The 16,648-nt window shown below is 40.1% G+C and carries 13 protein-coding genes; 9 read left to right on the forward strand and 4 right to left on the reverse strand.

What is annotated here, in order from left to right; translation table 11 throughout:
• Window positions 1–34: 34 nt before the first annotated feature.
• The 3 genes from ACH30E_RS13820 to ACH30E_RS13830 all read right to left on the reverse strand — a co-directional run bounded on the left by ACH30E_RS13820 (window position 35) and on the right by ACH30E_RS13830 (window position 5,158).
• Window positions 35–949 (reverse strand): hypothetical protein, encoded by a 915-nt coding sequence (locus ACH30E_RS13820; protein ID WP_490825336.1) that lies wholly within the window; start codon window positions 947–949, stop codon window positions 35–37.
• Window positions 933–1,367, reverse strand: coding sequence for a DM13 domain-containing protein (locus ACH30E_RS13825; RefSeq protein WP_294990278.1), 435 nt, complete (start codon window positions 1,365–1,367; stop codon window positions 933–935). Before ACH30E_RS13825 ends, ACH30E_RS13820 begins: the two co-directional genes overlap by 17 nt.
• Window positions 1,368–1,783: 416 nt before the next feature.
• Entirely contained in the window at window positions 1,784–5,158 is a 3,375-nt protein-coding gene (locus ACH30E_RS13830; RefSeq protein WP_490825335.1) for a vitamin B12-dependent ribonucleotide reductase, read from the reverse strand.
• Between the two features lie 380 nt (window positions 5,159–5,538).
• Here ACH30E_RS13830 and ACH30E_RS13835 point away from each other — a divergent pair, with 380 nt between their 5' ends.
• The 5 genes from ACH30E_RS13835 (at window position 5,539) to ACH30E_RS13855 (ending at window position 10,065) form a co-directional block, all read left to right on the forward strand.
• Entirely contained in the window at window positions 5,539–6,294 is a 756-nt protein-coding gene (locus ACH30E_RS13835) for a phosphoglycerol geranylgeranyltransferase (protein ID WP_294990267.1), read from the forward strand.
• A 257-nt stretch (window positions 6,295–6,551) separates the two neighbouring features.
• On the forward strand, window positions 6,552–7,118 hold the full coding sequence (locus ACH30E_RS13840) for a serine protease (RefSeq protein ID WP_294990264.1): 567 nt from the start codon (window positions 6,552–6,554) through the stop codon (window positions 7,116–7,118).
• 1 nt (window position 7,119) lies between these two features.
• The gene (locus ACH30E_RS13845; protein WP_294990261.1) at window positions 7,120–8,640 is read left to right on the forward strand and encodes a flotillin family protein; all 1,521 of its coding nucleotides are present in this window, start codon (window positions 7,120–7,122) and stop codon (window positions 8,638–8,640) included.
• A 60-nt stretch (window positions 8,641–8,700) separates the two neighbouring features.
• Window positions 8,701–9,276 carry a pentapeptide repeat-containing protein gene (locus tag ACH30E_RS13850; protein WP_490825334.1) on the forward strand — a complete coding sequence of 192 codons (576 nt, stop codon included), beginning with the start codon at window positions 8,701–8,703 and terminating at the stop codon, window positions 9,274–9,276.
• A gap of 117 nt (window positions 9,277–9,393) precedes the next feature.
• Entirely contained in the window at window positions 9,394–10,065 is a 672-nt protein-coding gene (locus tag ACH30E_RS13855; RefSeq protein ID WP_490825333.1) for a DUF8737 domain-containing protein, read from the forward strand.
• A 4-nt stretch (window positions 10,066–10,069) separates the two neighbouring features.
• On the opposite strand, the gene ACH30E_RS13860 is transcribed toward ACH30E_RS13855, so the two are convergent.
• The gene (locus ACH30E_RS13860) at window positions 10,070–10,951 is read right to left on the reverse strand and encodes a DUF1684 domain-containing protein (RefSeq protein WP_294990252.1); all 882 of its coding nucleotides are present in this window, start codon (window positions 10,949–10,951) and stop codon (window positions 10,070–10,072) included.
• 156 nt (window positions 10,952–11,107) lie between these two features.
• Between ACH30E_RS13860 and ACH30E_RS13865 the strand changes: the two genes are divergently transcribed.
• The 4 genes from ACH30E_RS13865 to ACH30E_RS13880 all read left to right on the forward strand — a co-directional run bounded on the left by ACH30E_RS13865 (window position 11,108) and on the right by ACH30E_RS13880 (window position 16,633).
• Window positions 11,108–12,427: a glycerate kinase type-2 family protein gene (locus tag ACH30E_RS13865; protein ID WP_490825332.1), complete on the forward strand. Its 1,320-nt coding sequence runs from the start codon at window positions 11,108–11,110 to the stop codon at window positions 12,425–12,427.
• A 57-nt stretch (window positions 12,428–12,484) separates the two neighbouring features.
• Entirely contained in the window at window positions 12,485–13,861 is a 1,377-nt protein-coding gene (locus tag ACH30E_RS13870; protein WP_294990246.1) for a Gfo/Idh/MocA family protein, read from the forward strand.
• A gap of 35 nt (window positions 13,862–13,896) precedes the next feature.
• Window positions 13,897–15,636 (forward strand): APC family permease, encoded by a 1,740-nt coding sequence (locus tag ACH30E_RS13875; protein ID WP_294990243.1) that lies wholly within the window; start codon window positions 13,897–13,899, stop codon window positions 15,634–15,636.
• Window positions 15,637–15,775: 139 nt separating this feature from the next.
• A complete protein-coding gene (locus tag ACH30E_RS13880) occupies window positions 15,776–16,633 on the forward strand; it encodes a mechanosensitive ion channel family protein (protein ID WP_294990240.1) in 858 nt (285 codons plus the stop codon).
• Window positions 16,634–16,648 lie beyond the last annotated feature (15 nt).

Genomic DNA, 16,648 nt, shown 5'->3' on the forward strand with positions numbered 1-16,648 from the left:
GCAATCTTAAATTGTCGACCTATAATAATATTATCTACCATCCAAACTGATAAGCTACAGATGCTACCAGTGAACGGGTAAGTCCATCAGGTCTTGTATCACGCACCACAAAAGGAGCTGCCAGACTCAACTGCAATGATTGTCGCTGACTGATTTGATGACTTATCTGCAGATTGGCATTTAGTGTAAGTCCCGATGATCCTTTAATATTCACCCTATTACCAAACACATTTTCGTAACTATCCTCACCCAAATGAACAATTGCTAAAACATTGGGATTGAATTTCCATTTTGATGATTTTGATTGTAAAGGATAACCAACTCTCCATAATACATCTGCTTTCCTGCGAAAAAGATTTGTGGAAGGAAAATCCCCTGGTAAAGGAGCTTGTTCTTTAATAAAGCTATTCCTGTTTTGTTGAACAACAGGTAATTGAAAGGCGACATTCATATCCAGTTTACCCGCAGGGAAAGCCGCGCCTACTATCAGGTCGTAAGTACCCAAACTGGTTTGGTATACCATTGGGAGTGATACGTTTTTAATTTTCTGGTTCGACTGATTAAAAGGAATTTTCACGCCTCCTAATAAATGAACGGTTTTACCTCCGGATGTTTTAACGCCATAGCGAAGGGTTGAATAAATATCTCCCAGGTTAAACACTGACCCGTAACTGCCATTTACATAAGCTAGTACAAGTTTATTGTCCCACTGCAGGCTCTTTGAAATTTGTCTGGAATAACTCACAGAGAAATTAAGCAGATTAGTATTTTCCTCTCCCCTTAAATAGGCAAACTCTGTTTGGATACTGTTTTTACTGGCAGCTGCCGGACGTAATGGAATGGTACAAAAACCTGCATCACTACAACCTTGTGCCGCCAATCGGTTCGTTGCAATAACGATTGTAAAAGAGAAAAGTAAAATGAGTTGTTTTTTATTGAAGACTTGCATAGCTAAAGAGATGATTATATTGTTGGCAATGAATTAATACATACGGATAAAGCGACAAATCAGTTCCAGTTGGAATGCGGTAATACTGGGTGCCGCTATTTGATTGCAGGTTACCAAGGTTCAGGTGATTTCCTGGTGCAGCAGTACGTGCAAGGTATACTTTTAGATCCGGACCAGTGCTAACAGAGAAACTATCTAATTGCACCTGCAACCCTGAAGGCTGCTGAATAATTTTTGCCACCCCCATTACCTGAATTCCTGATGTAGGGTATAATAAGCCTCGTTTTAACACTTGTTGTACAGATGGATTAGCAGCATTGGGTATGCTACTTTGTAAACCTGCTTTGAGTGCATCGCTTTCTTTGGTGCAGGCCAACAAGCCAATGACCACAAAAAAAACACTTACCACGAGTTTCATATCCGGCAATTTGCCGGGTAGACGAGGGATTGCAGGTAGCCTTACAAAGATTTGAGGATGTTTCGAAGGAAAAGTTTTAGAACGAGCTTTATTTCATAATATTCTCTGCTCCAACTACCTCTTTTACCGATATATTGATCCTTCAGTTCAGAAAGTGAATATATTTTCACCTGTTACATTACAATTATTCTTAAGAGCGAATAAAATAAGTAAATCCGAGCCAGATGTAGCCACAAACCGAGTGGAAGAGAGATGAAAATATTTTTAAACTCACTTTTTTATCCAACCAGTATTTATATAATATAGAAGTAGAAACCCGAAGCATTTTCTTCGCCGCATTTATCTTAAATAAAAAACCGCCGCTGAAATCAGCAGGCGGTTTTTAGTGTATTTACTAACAATTTTCATTTTATTTATTAACTACATCCCATACTGTTACCACAGTTCAAACACTTATAACAAGTACCTGAGCGAATGGTGATATGTCCACAGGTATTACATGCAGGAGCATCGCTCTGCATATTTTTCGCTGCAGCATTAACAGCATCAAGTCCACCAGACTCAGCTTTTACAGGAGCTGCTGCTCTTTGTAATTTTTGAGGTTGGGCTGCTGATGTAGCATTTGCAGAAGGCGCGGTTACACGAACACTACTTAATTCTGGTTTACCCAGCAATGTAGCATCTCCATCATCGTCACCTGTATTGCCAATGGTTGGTCTATCGAGCACATGTACCAGGTCGGTTCTACCGAGGTATTCATAAGCCAATGCACGGAATACAAAGTCTACCAATGAAGTAGTTGTTTTAATATTCGGATGGTCTACCATACCTGATGGCTCGAACTTAGTGAATACAAATTTCTCTACGAACTCTTCTAAAGGAACGCCATACTGCAGGCCTACAGACACTGCAATTGCAAAGCAGTTCATGAAGCTACGGAGTGTTGAACCTTCTTTGGCCAGGTCGATGAATATTTCACCCAGTGTACCATCTGCATACTCTCCTGTGCGAAGGAAGAGAACTTGTCCACCGATTTTTGCTTTTTGTGTAAAACCACGGCGTTTAGCAGGCAGTGATTTTTTCTCAACGATGGTAGACAACTGACGTTTCAGTTTGGTATCAGTAGAAGCGTTCATGCGTTTCTGTACTTCTTCCAGTAATTCATCAACTGTTAACTGGCTGAGGTCTACAATATTTGAGGCAGTTTCAGCAACTGGTGTTGCTTCTTCAGCGGTTGCTTCTTTATCTCCTTCTGCGTCGTCTTTTTTCTTCTTATCAGACTTATTGCTTAAAGGCTGACTCAGTTTTGAACCATCACGGTAAAGCGCATTGGCTTTAAGACCCAACTGCCAGCTAAGCATATAACAATCAGCAATTTCTTCAACAGTTGCTTCGTGTGGAAGGTTAATGGTTTTAGAAATCGCACCACTCAGGAAAGGCTGACAGGCACCCATCATGCGGATATGTCCGTAAGCATGGATATAACGCTCTCCTTTCTTACCACATTTATTGGCGCAATCAAATACAGGCAAGTGTTCTTCTTTCAGGAATGGAGCACCTTCGATGGTCATAGTACCGCATACATAGTCGTTAGCAGCATCGATCTGATCTTCGGTGAATCCGAGTGATTCGAGCAGGTTAAAGCTCCAGTCAGCATATTGTTCTTCTTTGAAGCCCAAACGCTGCATACACTCGTCGCCCAATGTAAACCTGTTGAAAATAAATCCTATTTCAAAAGCAGATTTAGCAGCGCCATTCAGTTTGGCGATTTCTTCTGCTGTGAATCCTTTTTGAGCCAATGATTCATTGTTAATGAAAGGAGCACCTTCAAATGAAGCGGCACCTACTGCATATTTTTCAATGGCTGTAGCTTCTGCTTCATTGTATCCCAGGTTTTTAAGTGCCTGTGGAACAGATTGGTTAATGATTTTGAAATATCCTCCACCAGATAGTTTCTTGAATTTAACCAGTGCAAAATCTGGCTCAACACCTGTTGTATCACAATCCATTACCAGACCGATGGTACCGGTTGGTGCGATAACAGTTGTTTGTGCATTGCGATATCCATGTTGCTCCCCAAGTTGTACTGCATCATCCCATGCCTTGGTAGCTGCTTTCAGCAGGTAATCAGGACAATATTTCGCCTTGATACCTTGTGGTTTGATTTCCAGTCCAACATAAGCTTCATCTGCATCGTAAGCAGCTGCGCGGTGGTTGCGCATAACGCGTAACATATCTTCTTTATTCTCTTCGTACTTATCAAAAGCACCAAGGAATGAAGCCATTTCAGCAGAAGTTTTATAAGCTACACCTGTCATGATAGCGGAAATAGCTCCGGCAATACCACGTGCTTCTTCGCTATCATAAGCGATACCGCTTACCATCAGCATTGAACCCAGGTTGGCAAAACCAAGACCCAGTGTACGGTAGTCATAAGAAAGCTGTGCAACTTCTTTTGAAGGGAATTGAGCCATCAATACGGAAATCTCCAGTACGGTGGTCCACAAACGTGTTGTGTATTCAAATCCGGCTACATCAAAAATATTGGTATCATCATCATGAAACTTGCGCAGATTGATAGAGGCAAGGTTACATGCTGTATTGTCGAGGAACATATATTCCGAGCAAGGATTAGATGCATTGATGCGTCCTCCTTTCGGACAGGTATGCCATTCATTGATGGTAGTATCGTATTGGGTACCAGGGTCAGCACAGCGCCATGCAGCATAGGAGATTTTCTCCCAAACTTCACGAGCTGGTATTTTTTTCATGGTACGGCCATCGGTACGTGCTTTCAGTTCCCAGTCGCCACCTTCTTCCAATACTTTAAAGAAGCTATTAGGTATACGAACAGAGTTATTGGAGTTTTGTCCGGATACAGTCGCATAAGCTTCACCTTCGTAGCTATTATCATAACCAGCGGCAACCAGTGCTGCCACTTTCTTTTCTTCTTCTACTTTCCAGTTGATGAATTCCATGATCTCTGGGTGATCGAGATCCAGACACACCATTTTAGCCGCCCTACGGGTAGTTCCACCACTTTTGATGGCACCTGCCGCACGGTCACCAATTTTCAGGAAGCTCATTAAACCACTTGAAGTACCACCACCGCTCAGTTTTTCTCCGCCGCCACGGATCTGAGAGAAATTGGTACCAACACCAGAGCCATATTTAAAAATACGGGCTTCGCGGGTCCACAGATCCATGATACCCCCTTCGTTAACAAGATCATCGCTAACGCTCAGGATAAAGCATGCATGTGGCTGCGGACGCTCATAGGCATTACTTGATTTTTTCAGCTTACCGTCTTTGGCATCTACATAGTAGTGGCCCTGCGGTTTACCGGTAATACCGTAAACTTCATGAAGTCCGGTATTGAACCATTGTGGTGAGTTGGGCACACAGGCCTGGTTAAGGATACTGTAAACCAGCTCATCATAAAATATCTGGGCATCATTTTCTGAAGCGAAATATCCATAACGTTCGCCCCATACGCGCCAACAATGGGCCATACGGTGGGCAACCTGTTTTACACTTGTTTCACGACCTACAGAGCCATCTGGTTGAGGCACACCGGCTTTACGGAAATATTTTTGCGCGAGAATATCAGTAGCTATCTGGCTCCATTGCTTGGGAACCTCCACATTATTCATCTCAAATACTTTCTCTCCATTGGGGTTCTTGATTACACTATCTCTGTAATCATATTCAAACTGATCGTAGGGGCTAACGCCTTCTTTTGTGAAGCGACGCCCGAATTGCAAGCCTTTTTTAGAGCGGGTAGTAGCCATAAAGCGGTTCTGGTTTTAGCGGTTATTTAATGGGCCCTGCGGGTTAAGCGGTTGACGAAAATATCTTTCCATTCTGATAAACCAAGGCCGTAAATATGCACAGCTTGTGAATAAAGAATGTGGATTTTTTCATAGCCCTGTTCAGGGCTGACTTTCCGCCAATATCCCCGATTGTGGGAAAGATTTTTTGGGCTTTTGGTTTGTTGAACCGGGATTTTTTCGTAAATCCTGTAGTTATTTTCCCACAAAAAAAACCGGAAAACCGGGCTGCGGGACTACCCCAACACATTATCTTTCAAATAAATGCGAAACAATCAGTTGTTTAGCATCTTAAACAAAAACTTTTCTGCATTTTTGCAGGAGCATCTATCTGATACTGAATGAAGCAGGATTTATATCAACAACTGGCAGAAAGAAAGCGTTCCGGCAGGAAATCATTTACTGTGCTCATCGACCCCGATAAGGTTGATGGCGGCAATATTGACCAATTGGTCACTTTAGCCGTTGAAGCAAAAGTGGATTATTTCTTTGTGGGCGGCAGTCTGGTTATTTCCAGCCATCTTGATGAATGTATCCAGCAGATCAAAGCCGCCTGCGATATTCCTGTGATATTGTTCCCCGGCTCCCCTTCTCAGGTTAGTAAATATGCAGATGCTCTTTTATACCTATCACTCATTTCTGGCCGTAATCCGGAATTACTGATTGGTCAACACGTAATCAGCGCACCATTTGTGAAAAAAAGCGGTCTGGAGATCATGCCCACTGGTTATATGGTTATTGATGGTGGTGCACCCACAACCGTTTCCTATATTTCCAATGCAACACCTATTCCAGCCGATAAAAATGAAATTGCCATGTGCACAGCTATGGCCGGTGAAATGCTTGGCATGAAGCTGATTTATATGGATGCAGGAAGTGGTGCAAAACGCCCTATCTCAGAAGCCATGATAGAAAAAGTGGCACGCCATATCGAAGCCCCCCTCATCATCGGAGGTGGTATCACAGATCCGGAAAAAGCCTACCTGAATTGTAAAGCCGGAGCAGATGTTATTGTGGTTGGCAACGCAATCGAAAAAGACCTTTCCCTTATTAAAGAAATGAGCGCGGCCGTACACAGCAGCTTTATTAGTATTTAATCCGAGCATACATAGAGCATAGTCCACGACCATGGACCATGGACCATTGACTATGGACTATTGACTATGGACTATGGACTATGCTCTATGGATGCTCGTTATTACCTAAAAAGTTGTATTTTCAAATCCCCCCTTGTTTTGTGTAAATAATAATGCACTGTTTCATTGATTATTGAATTGCATTGTAAGAAATCGTCAGCTATTGCGACTTATTTAAAAATTATTGAAATCCTATTGTTTGATTAAAATAAATGCGCATGGAATTTTTTGAAAATATGCCACTGCTACTGAAAACCTTTTGGTTTATAGCTATTCCGGCCAGCCTGATCTTTCTCGTTCAAACCATCATGACTTTTGCTGGCGCAGATGCGGGAGAAGGCGTGGAAGCCGATTTCGATAGTAATCTTGAAGATGGAGAAATGCCCTTTCAATTATTTACACTAAGAAACCTCATCAATTTTTTATTAGGTGTTAGCTGGACAGGTATCTCATTCTACAATACAATCGGGTCAACAGGTTTATTGATTGGTTTATCCGTGTTAGTAGGTGTACTATTTGTGCTGCTGTTTTTTTATGTTATCAAACAATTGCAAAAATTATCTGAAGACAATTCCTTCAAACTAACTGATACCGTTGGAAAAAATGGAGAAGTATATCTTTCTATTCCTGGTCAAATGAACGGAAGAGGAAAAGTACTGATCAGTGTCAAAGGATCTGTTCATGAGTTGGATGCTATGACCGACAACGAAACGATTGCATCTGGAAAAACTGTTGTTGTAACAAGACTGGAAAATAATAATATTTTAATCGTTAAATCCCTTTAGTATGTCTCCGATCGTAATAATAGTCGTTGGCGTTATTGTTTTGTTTGTAACTATCTCTGCATTGCTTGCAAGGTATAAAAGATGTCCATCAGACAAAATTCTCGTAGTATATGGTAAAACAGGTGGCAGTTCCGCTAAATGCGTACACGGTGGTGGTACCTTTATCTGGCCCGTAATTCAGGGATATGCTTTCCTTGACCTGAAACCACTGTCTATTGAAGCAAACCTCACCAATGCACTAAGCAGACAGAATATTCGTGTTGATGTACCCTGTCGTTTTACCATTGCTATTTCAACAGAAGCAGAGAGTATGAATACTGCTGCTGAAAGATTGCTTGGACTTACTTCTGAACAAATTCAGGAATTAGCCAAAGACATTTTGTTCGGTCAGTTACGTCTGGTTATTGCTACCATGACAATCGAAGAAATCAACTCTGATCGGGATAAATTTTTGGACAATATTTCTAAAAATGTAGATAGCGAATTAAAGAAAATTGGTCTTAAGCTGATCAACGTTAACGTAACCGATATTAAGGATGAGTCTGGCTATATTGAGGCGTTGGGTAAGGAAGCTGCAGCTAAAGCGATTAACGAAGCTAAAGTAAGTGTGGCCGAGCAGGAGAAAATTGGTGAAACAGGTAAGGCACTTGCCGACAGAGAAAAAGACACACAGATTGCTGAGACACACAGAGACAGAGATGTTAAGATTGCAATCACACAAAAAGACAAAGAAATCAGTATTGCATCTGCTGTTAAAGATGAAGCCATTGGTAAAGCTGAGGCACAAAGAGATACACGTATCAAAACATCTGAAGCCAACGCTATTGCTATTAAAGGTGAAAATGAAGCCAAAATTGCTATTGCCAATTCAGAAGCATTGCGCAGAGAGAAAGAAGCAGAATCACTAAGGGTAGCTGTTACTGCCGAAAAAGTTCAGCAGGCAAAAGCGCTGGAAGAAGCATATGTGGCAGAACAAAAAGCAGAATTGGCACGTTCAGAAAGAGAGCGTTCCACACAAATAGCCAATATTGTAATTCCGGCAGAAATTGCAAAACAACGTGCTATCATAGAAGCACAGGCAGAAGCAGAAAGAATCAGAGAGAATGCAAAAGGTGAAGCAGATGCCATTTATGCTAAAATGGAAGCAGAAGCAAAAGGCTTGTATGAAATCTTAACCAAACAGGCTGAGGGTTATAAAGAAGTAGTTGCAGCTGCAGGCGGTGATCCTACAAAAGCATTCCAGTTGTTGCTAATTGAAAAATTACCAGAGCTCGTAAAAACCCAGGTAGAAGCAGTTAAAAATATTAAAATTGATAAAATTACTGTTTGGGATTCCGGTAGTGGTACAAATGAAAACAACAGTTCATCAACTGCGAATTTTGTTTCGAATATGATGAAAACAGTTCCTCCTTTAAATGACCTGTTTAACATGGCTGGACTTAACCTGCCTACCTATCTAAAAGGGGCTGACGCGAAGGAAGCAACTGATACTAAATCTGAAACAAATTCAGATGCCAAATAAATCTCTTTAAGGAAAGGCAGCATTTTTGTTGCCTTTCTTTTTTATCTGAAATACAACCCTATGCAGGGCAATTATTACGAAGACCAGCTATACACATTCGATTCAGCAGAAACTGTGCAATTGTCATCCGGTACTTATGAAGGATGCCGTTTTTTGAATAGTAATTTTAGTGGATCAGACCTCACTGATTTTAGGTTCATCGATTGCACCTTTCAACAATGTAATCTCGATCGTATTAAGCTAATCAATACCTCATTCAGCAATGTAAAGTTCATCGATTGTAAAATGATGGGAATTGATTTTGAACATTGCCACCCAATTATGTTCAGTATCGGTTTCGAAAACTGTCAGTTAACCTACTCCAATTTTTTCCAACGTAAAATGCCCGAAACAGTTTTCAAAAACTGCAATCTTACCGAAGTAGATTTCTCAAATACCATTCTTACCAGTGCCGTTTTTTCCGGATCAAACTTCGACAATGCCCGTTTTGAGGCAACAGATCTTTCTAAAGCTGATTTCAGAGAGGCTTTTGGATATATTATTGACCCGGAAAAAAACAAACTTAAAAAAGCGCTTTTCTCCGCAAATGCCATAAATGGTTTGCTCGCAAAATATGACCTGATCATTGAACCATAACCTTGTTAATTTCCATTCATACAACACATATATTCTTTCGACATAGCTCCTCACCATTGAAATAAAGTACTGTGACAATTTGAAAATGATTATTTCCTTTGTATAAACTATTGGGTTATGGCACCTGCACCATTATACCTTTCTATTATTTTTAGTATTACCGTTATACTTACCTTGTTTTTTTTGGGAAGCACTTTTAAAAATGCGCGTATACCCATTACTATTTTATTGATCTGGCTCATAATTCAAAGCCTCATTGCGTCTACCGGTTTTTATACAGTAACCAATACACTACCCCCAAGAATGATGGCTTTATTAGCTCCTCCCATACTTTGCATTGCTCTCCTTTTTATTAGTGCGAAAGGAAGGAACTACATTGACACACTCAATACTGAATGGCTTAACTGGTTGCATACAGTTAGGGTGCCGGTAGAGATATGTTTACTCCTTTTATTTAATGCGGGATTGGTTCCGAAGCTTATGACTTTTGAAGGTATTAATTTCGATATTATCTCCGGACTCTCCGCACCCCTGGTTGTCTATTATGGATATAGAAGAAAAACTTGGTCTAGAAACATTCTGCTAACATGGAATATTATCTGCCTGGCTTTGCTCTTCAACATTGCATACCATGGCATATTATCCGTACCAACGCCATTTCAACGTTTTGGTTTTGAACAGCCAAATATTGGGTTAACCTATTTCCCTTATATTCTTTTACCTGGCTTTATAGTACCTGCCGTGCTTTTTGCACATCTGGTATCTATCAGACAATTGATCAGGAAATAATTAGTTACGAACCGGGTTTTTGTTCACCTGCTTTTATGGCAATAGGTAATATATTTTGCGCAGGTGGTAATGGACAGGTTGCAAAGGGTGTAAATGCACAGGGCGGATTAATTGATTTATTGAAATCAAGAATGGTTACCCCATCTTCACCAGGAAAATCTGCATACACAAAACGACCAGCTGCGTAACTGGTTTTCCCGCTGGTAGCATCACCAAAAAGAATAAATAGTTTATCTCCTTCTGCAAGTGCATCAAGTACGTATTTTTTCCCATCAATGGTAAAAGACAATTTACCAGGAGAAAACTGCATGGTTATTTGTCCTAATACATTTTCAATCGGAATAGATTGAGGAATCAGTGGTCGCGCAAGTTTTGCCTTTACACGAAAAACGGTATCTATATCAAAACAGGGAATTTCCTTCAAAGCCTTAACTGCTGGTGCTTCGAGATTGCGAAATCGAATCCCGATCTTATCCTCTCTTCTGATAAATGTCCACCTGAAATTTGCAAAACTCAACTCAGGTTGTTTTGTAAAACTTTCACTGTAAATAACTGCCTCCTGCTTAAACAAACCATTTACTTTAATGTTGATATTTTTCTGCAGCACCTGCTTTACCTGATTTCCACGCTTCTCATAATAGCCAACTTCTGCAGGAAAAGAAGGAATAGGCAGTTGAATACTATCATGTTGGCTGCCACCAAAACTCTGGCGACCTTCTTTCAGCCAAAACAACCCTGTAAGGTTTAGCCAACCATTCTCAGACTTCAATTCTGTTAATCTTTCTTTTTTCCATACTTGTATTTCCTTTAAATAGCTATGCTGTGCATAACAAGTGATTATAACTAATTGTGAAAAGACCAGTATGATTAATATTCTCCTGTTCATTAGTGTAACATTATTACAATGCAGCAAGTAATTTCGTGATTTTTGTTAAACTTTTGGGCAACCTTTCCAGATTTTACGTGTTTAAACCCCAATTGTTTCCGAACTTTACTATCAACCTGGGCAGATGATTGCTAATCATTCCTGTATCATATCATTATGCCCGGTAAACAAAGTACCATATCTATCTTACAAGCTGCACTTGATGCAGTACATCCTTCCAGGTTAATAAAGGAGTATGTGCAGTTTAACGATGGTCTGTTAAAAATTGAAGATCATTCCATTCAGTTAAGTGATAAGCAAAGAATATTTGTGATAGGTGCAGGAAAAGCCTCGGCAGCAATGGCTGGTGCGCTCGAAAAAATATTAGGTAACCGGATTTTTAAAGGATTAATTACTACCAAAGACCAACATAAAGTACCACTTGATTTTATAAATTGTTTAGAAGCAGGTCACCCAATGCCAGACCAGCGAAGTATTGCTGCAGTTAATCAAACACTTGATTTATTAAAAGAAGTAAAAGAAGATGATATTGTTTTTTGTTTGTTGAGCGGGGGCGCTTCCACACTTTGGACAGATATTCCCCCAATGTTAAAACAGGAAGATGTGTTTCAAACAATTGAATTACTATTAACCTGTGGATGCGATATTGAAGAAAACAATAGTGTACGCAAACATTTATCTGGTATTAAAGGCGGTCAACTTTTACAATACGCACCTGCTGCCAAATGGTATAGTTTAATTTTATCTGATGTACCTGGTGATGATTTATCAGTGATTGCCAGCGGACCAACAACTGGCGATCAAAGCAGTTTTGCAGATGCATTACTGGTCCTCGAAAAATACGATCTCACCAAACAGATTTCACCGGAAATTCTAGCCTATTTTGAAAATGGATTAAGGGGGCTATTACCGGAAACTGTAAAAGAAAATAATCCAATACTTAAGATTAACCATAATATCATTATTGGAAATAACCAAAAAGCTTTGATGGCAGCCGAAGCGAAGGCTGAAGCATTAAACTACCATGTTCAACGCTTTGGTAAACCATTGAAAGGGGATGCAGGTGAGTTTGCTACAGCACTGATGCGCTATTGCAAAAATTATTCAAGCCCACTACCACTCTGTATCCTGGCAGGTGGCGAAACAACCGTTCAGGTTACAGGAAAAGGAACAGGAGGAAGAAACCAGCATTTAGCACTTGCCGCATTGCTGGAAATGAAAGCAAGGAGTAATACTGATACTACTTCTATTTGTTTTCTGGCAGCAGGGACAGATGGCACAGACGGTCCAACAGATGCCGCAGGAGCTATAGCAGACGTACATATCATCGCTATGTCGGTTCAAAAAGGACTAGACCCCTTGCAGTACTATGAAAACTTTGACGCTTATTCATTTTTTAAACAAACAGATGGCTTACTTAAAACTGGTCCAACACTAACCAATGTAATGGACATTATCATTGTTTTGATCGAATAGACGGATTAAGCCTATGACTAAAAATATAATTGCCAAACAATAAAATTTGATAGATAGATGTCATTAAGACAATTCATTGCTTCCAGAAAAATATTAAGACCTTTCAGTTTACTCAAAGAAACGGCCACTTTAGGATGGAAAGAAATTGCAGGCATTTTCGGACTCGAAGATGACGTATTTCACAACCCCTTACACATTCAAATACGCAAGCCTGTGAAAGCCATTTTAATTGGTGCAGGACATCGCGGAACTATATATGCAGATTATGCAATTGAAAATCCGGATGAGCTTAAAATAGTGGCGGTTGCAGACCTTTCAACTGAAAGAAGACTTAAGACATCGGAAGACCATGAAATACCAGCATCACTTTGTTTCAAAGAATGGAGGGAAATTTTTCAACAACCAAAATTTGCTGATGCGGTTATCATAGCTACTCCCGATCAATTACATACTGAGCCTTGTCTGGCAGCACTTGACGCTGGTTATGATGTTTTATTGGAGAAACCCATTGCGCCAACTGAGGAAGAATGCCGTGCAATTTTGAAGAAAGCAAATGACACCGGCAGAATCGTAGGTGTTTGTCATGTTTTACGCTATTCCCCTTATTTCAGAGAGTTAAAAGCAGTAATTGATGCCGGATTAATTGGCAACATCATCAGCATACAACACATGGAGCCAATTGAACATATTCACATGAGTCACTCCTATGTTCGGGGTAAATGGCGCAACAGTAAAAATGCAACACCAATTATCCTTGCTAAATCTTCACATGATACAGATATCATTCGCTGGCTCGTAAATAATCCAGTACACGACGTACACTGTTTTGGCAACCTCAGTTGGTTCACTAACAGAAATGCACCTTCAGGCAGTACAGAGCGTTGTACAGATGGCTGTAAAGTTGAAGGCAACTGCCCTTATTCTGCCATACAGATTTATTATCGGGACAGGAAAAGACTATATGTATTCGATCCTCCTGCAGAGAATGAAGATTGGGGGGAGCATATTCTCGAACAATTAAAGACAACCGATTATGGTCGTTGCGTGTACCGAATGGATAATGATCAGCCAGATCATCTTACTGTGAATATGCTTTTTGAAAATGGTGTTACTGCTGCTTTTTCAATGGAAGCTCATGTTTCTTATGAGGGTCGGCGCACAAGAATAATGGGTTCTGCCGGTGATATCATTGGAGATATGGAAAGTTTTGTGTTGACAGATTTCAAAACCCGCAAACAAACATCCTGGAGCTTAAAAACAGATGCGCATGGCGGCGGTGATCACAGACTGGTTAAAGACTGGGTGCAGGCTGTTTACCAACAAAAGAAAGAATTACTCAGTTCATCTATTGAAGTATCAGTAGAGAGTCATCTAATGGCTTTTGCGGCTGAAAGAAGCCGTCAGCTCAGAACAATTGAAGATGTACATTTATAACCTATTGGAATTCTTTTCATTTATTAATCTCCTGCATGTCTACTACCAAAAAATTAAATACATGGAAGGCAACAGCCATTTGTGGCAATGATATTACTTCATCCTGTTTATATGTTTCTGCTATTACCATTGCCATGGCCGGACAATACGCCTGGATAGCTTTGTTATTTGTTGCGGGCATATTATTCTTATTCAGAAAAATTTATGGAGAAGTAGTAGGCGCATTACCGTTAAATGGAGGGGCATATAATGTACTCTTAAATACAACGACAAAAAGCAATGCATCAGTTGCTGCCTGTCTTACCATTCTTTCCTATATGGCCACAGCAGTAATATCGGCCAGTGAAGCCATGCATTACCTCCACCATAGCCTGCCACAGATTAATATTATGACCGCAACATTCGTATTGTTGTTCTTTTTCCTGTGTCTTACTATATCAGGTATTTCTGAGAGTGCAATTGTTGCGTTGGTGATCTTTATCATCCACATGATATGTATGGCATTGCTGGTAATAAGTGCCTGTTATTTTTTATTTACCCACGGTACCGGCACGCTCATTGAAAATTTTTCACTGCCTGTCCGTGGAGGTAGTCTGGCCACGGCTCTTTTCTTCGGATTCAGTGCTGCACTTTTAGGCATATCAGGTTTTGAAAGCTCTGCCAATTTTGTAGAAGAGCAGCAAAGAGGTGTATTTCCAAAGACATTGAGAAATATGTGGCTGGCAGTGTCGATATTAAATCCGCTAATTGCATTATTAGCCATTGGGGTAATGCCTGTTTCGGAAGTAGACTTGCACCAGCAATCTTTGCTAAGTCATATAGCCAGTTTAACTGGCGGACAATTATTCGCTACGATCATTTCCATTAACGCTGTGCTCGTATTGAGTGGTGCTGTGCTTACTTCTTTTGTTGGTGTAAATGGTTTGATACGAAGAATGACCTTAGACAGAATACTTCCCCAATTCCTCTTAAAAGAAAATCGTAGAGGAAGCAGTTATCGAATACTGATCGTATTCTTTCTCTTATGTGTTTCCGTATTACTTGTAACGAGTGGTGAACTGGGACCTTTAGCAGGCGTGTATACCATTTCATTCTTACTGGTAATGTTCTTTTTTGGTTTGGGTAACCTGATCCTGAAAATCAGGAGAGCCAGGCTTCCCCGTCCGGAATATGCATCTCCTACTTTGGTTATTATTGCATTAACCGGTATTGCTATTGGTTTATATGGGAATGTAAAACTCAGGCCTGAATACCTAGTGGTATTCCTGCAATATTTTATTCCTTCACTGTTATTGATTTATGCGATGCTGAACAGAAACCATATTATGGAATTTGTACTAAGCATATTAAAAACAGTAACTTCCAAACTTAGAAAGTTTTCCTTGCTGAGTCATATAGTGATCAATAAGTTTCTCAATAAATTACATGAGCAGGATTTTGTTTTCTTTTCAAAGGGAGATGATATAGCCACGCTAAATAAAGTGATGATTTACCTGCAGGAAAATGAAATTACCAGAAAAATTCGCATAGTAACCGTGTTGGCGGAACACCAACCTGTTCCCGAAAAATTTATGCAGGATTTTGAAGTACTTGACAGAGCTTATCCGGATGTTAAAATGGAGTATATCACAATTCAGGGCATATTCGGACCAGCATTGATTGATGAATTGAGTAAGGAATGGAATGTTCCTAAGAATTTTATGTTCATTAGTTCACCTGGTGAAAAATTCAGCTATCGTGTTGAGGAACTGGGTGGTGTGCGATTGGTGCTGTAGCGACTTTGGGTATTGCTAAAAATTTTGTACCTTTATAGTTCCTAAAGCAGTTCAAACTGCATCTTTTCCCCTGAGTTTATTGTTCATCTGATGTGTAGTTATTTCGACTGCTTGCGCATCTATTTAAATCATTTATTGTATGAATCGTCATTTCACAGAATGGCTGAATAATTTTTGGCCATGGTTTTTGTCGCATGGCATCAGGATTATTCTTATTGGATTAATTGCCTGGCTATTGCACCGTTATGTGATCGTATTTATTCGCAGGCTTGTTATGCTTAGCATTGTAAAAGACGCAGAAATAAACAGTGAAGCTGAGAGAAAAAGAAAAGATACACTCACCCGCATTTTTAGCTGGGCCGCTAGAATTGTTATACTGGCGATGGGTGCACTTATTATATTACAAGAACTAGGTGTGCCAATTGCGCCAATTCTTGCCGGTGCAGGTATTATCGGACTTGCTTTAGGTTTTGGCGGACAATACCTTATCCGGGATTTGATATCAGGCTTTTTTATTATTCTTGAAAATCAGTACCGCATTGGAGATATAGTGAACCTGGATGGTACAGGTGGATTAGTGGAAGACATTAGTTTGCGACTCACTACTTTGAGAGATTTGGATGGAACGGTGCATCATATTCCACATGGTGAAGTGAAACGCGTTTCTAATCACTCTAAATATTTTTCAAGGGTAAATATAAATGTTGGAGTTTCCTATAACTGTAAAATAGACCATGTAATCGAAGTAGTAAACCGCATTGGGAATGAAATGGCAGAAGATCCATTATGGAAAGACTCGATTTTAAAAGCGCCACAGTTTTTGCGGATTGATCAGTTTGGCGATTCATCAATTGACATAAAAATAATTGGTGAAACCCCTGCCCATAAAAAGTGGGATGTTACCGGAGAGCTAAGAAAAAGAATTAAACAGGTATTTGACGAGGAAGGTATTGAGATTCCGTTTCCGCAAAGGGTGGTGCATCAGGCGAGTGTTTGATAAAATACTTGTTGA

This window comes from Sediminibacterium sp. FW305-C-61 (genome assembly GCF_058231065.1).

Bases quoted from the DNA above. Each gene is read 5' to 3' on its own strand.
- ACH30E_RS13855 (WP_490825333.1), top strand. From the start codon at position 9,394: ATGGCACCTGCACCATTATACCTTTCTATTATTTTTAGTATTACCGTT.
- ACH30E_RS13850 (WP_490825334.1), top strand. From the start codon at position 8,701: ATGCAGGGCAATTATTACGAAGACCAGCTATACACATTCGATTCAGCA.
- ACH30E_RS13875 (WP_294990243.1), top strand. From the start codon at position 13,897: ATGTCTACTACCAAAAAATTAAATACATGGAAGGCAACAGCCATTTGT.
- ACH30E_RS13835 (WP_294990267.1), top strand. From the start codon at position 5,539: ATGAAGCAGGATTTATATCAACAACTGGCAGAAAGAAAGCGTTCCGGC.
- ACH30E_RS13830 (WP_490825335.1), bottom strand. From the start codon at position 5,158: ATGGCTACTACCCGCTCTAAAAAAGGCTTGCAATTCGGGCGTCGCTTC.
- ACH30E_RS13870 (WP_294990246.1), top strand. From the start codon at position 12,485: ATGTCATTAAGACAATTCATTGCTTCCAGAAAAATATTAAGACCTTTC.
- ACH30E_RS13865 (WP_490825332.1), top strand. From the start codon at position 11,108: ATGCCCGGTAAACAAAGTACCATATCTATCTTACAAGCTGCACTTGAT.
- ACH30E_RS13840 (WP_294990264.1), top strand. From the start codon at position 6,552: ATGGAATTTTTTGAAAATATGCCACTGCTACTGAAAACCTTTTGGTTT.
- ACH30E_RS13860 (WP_294990252.1), bottom strand. From the start codon at position 10,951: ATGAACAGGAGAATATTAATCATACTGGTCTTTTCACAATTAGTTATA.
- ACH30E_RS13825 (WP_294990278.1), bottom strand. From the start codon at position 1,367: ATGAAACTCGTGGTAAGTGTTTTTTTTGTGGTCATTGGCTTGTTGGCC.
- ACH30E_RS13820 (WP_490825336.1), bottom strand. From the start codon at position 949: ATGCAAGTCTTCAATAAAAAACAACTCATTTTACTTTTCTCTTTTACA.
- ACH30E_RS13880 (WP_294990240.1), top strand. From the start codon at position 15,776: ATGAATCGTCATTTCACAGAATGGCTGAATAATTTTTGGCCATGGTTT.
- ACH30E_RS13845 (WP_294990261.1), top strand. From the start codon at position 7,120: ATGTCTCCGATCGTAATAATAGTCGTTGGCGTTATTGTTTTGTTTGTA.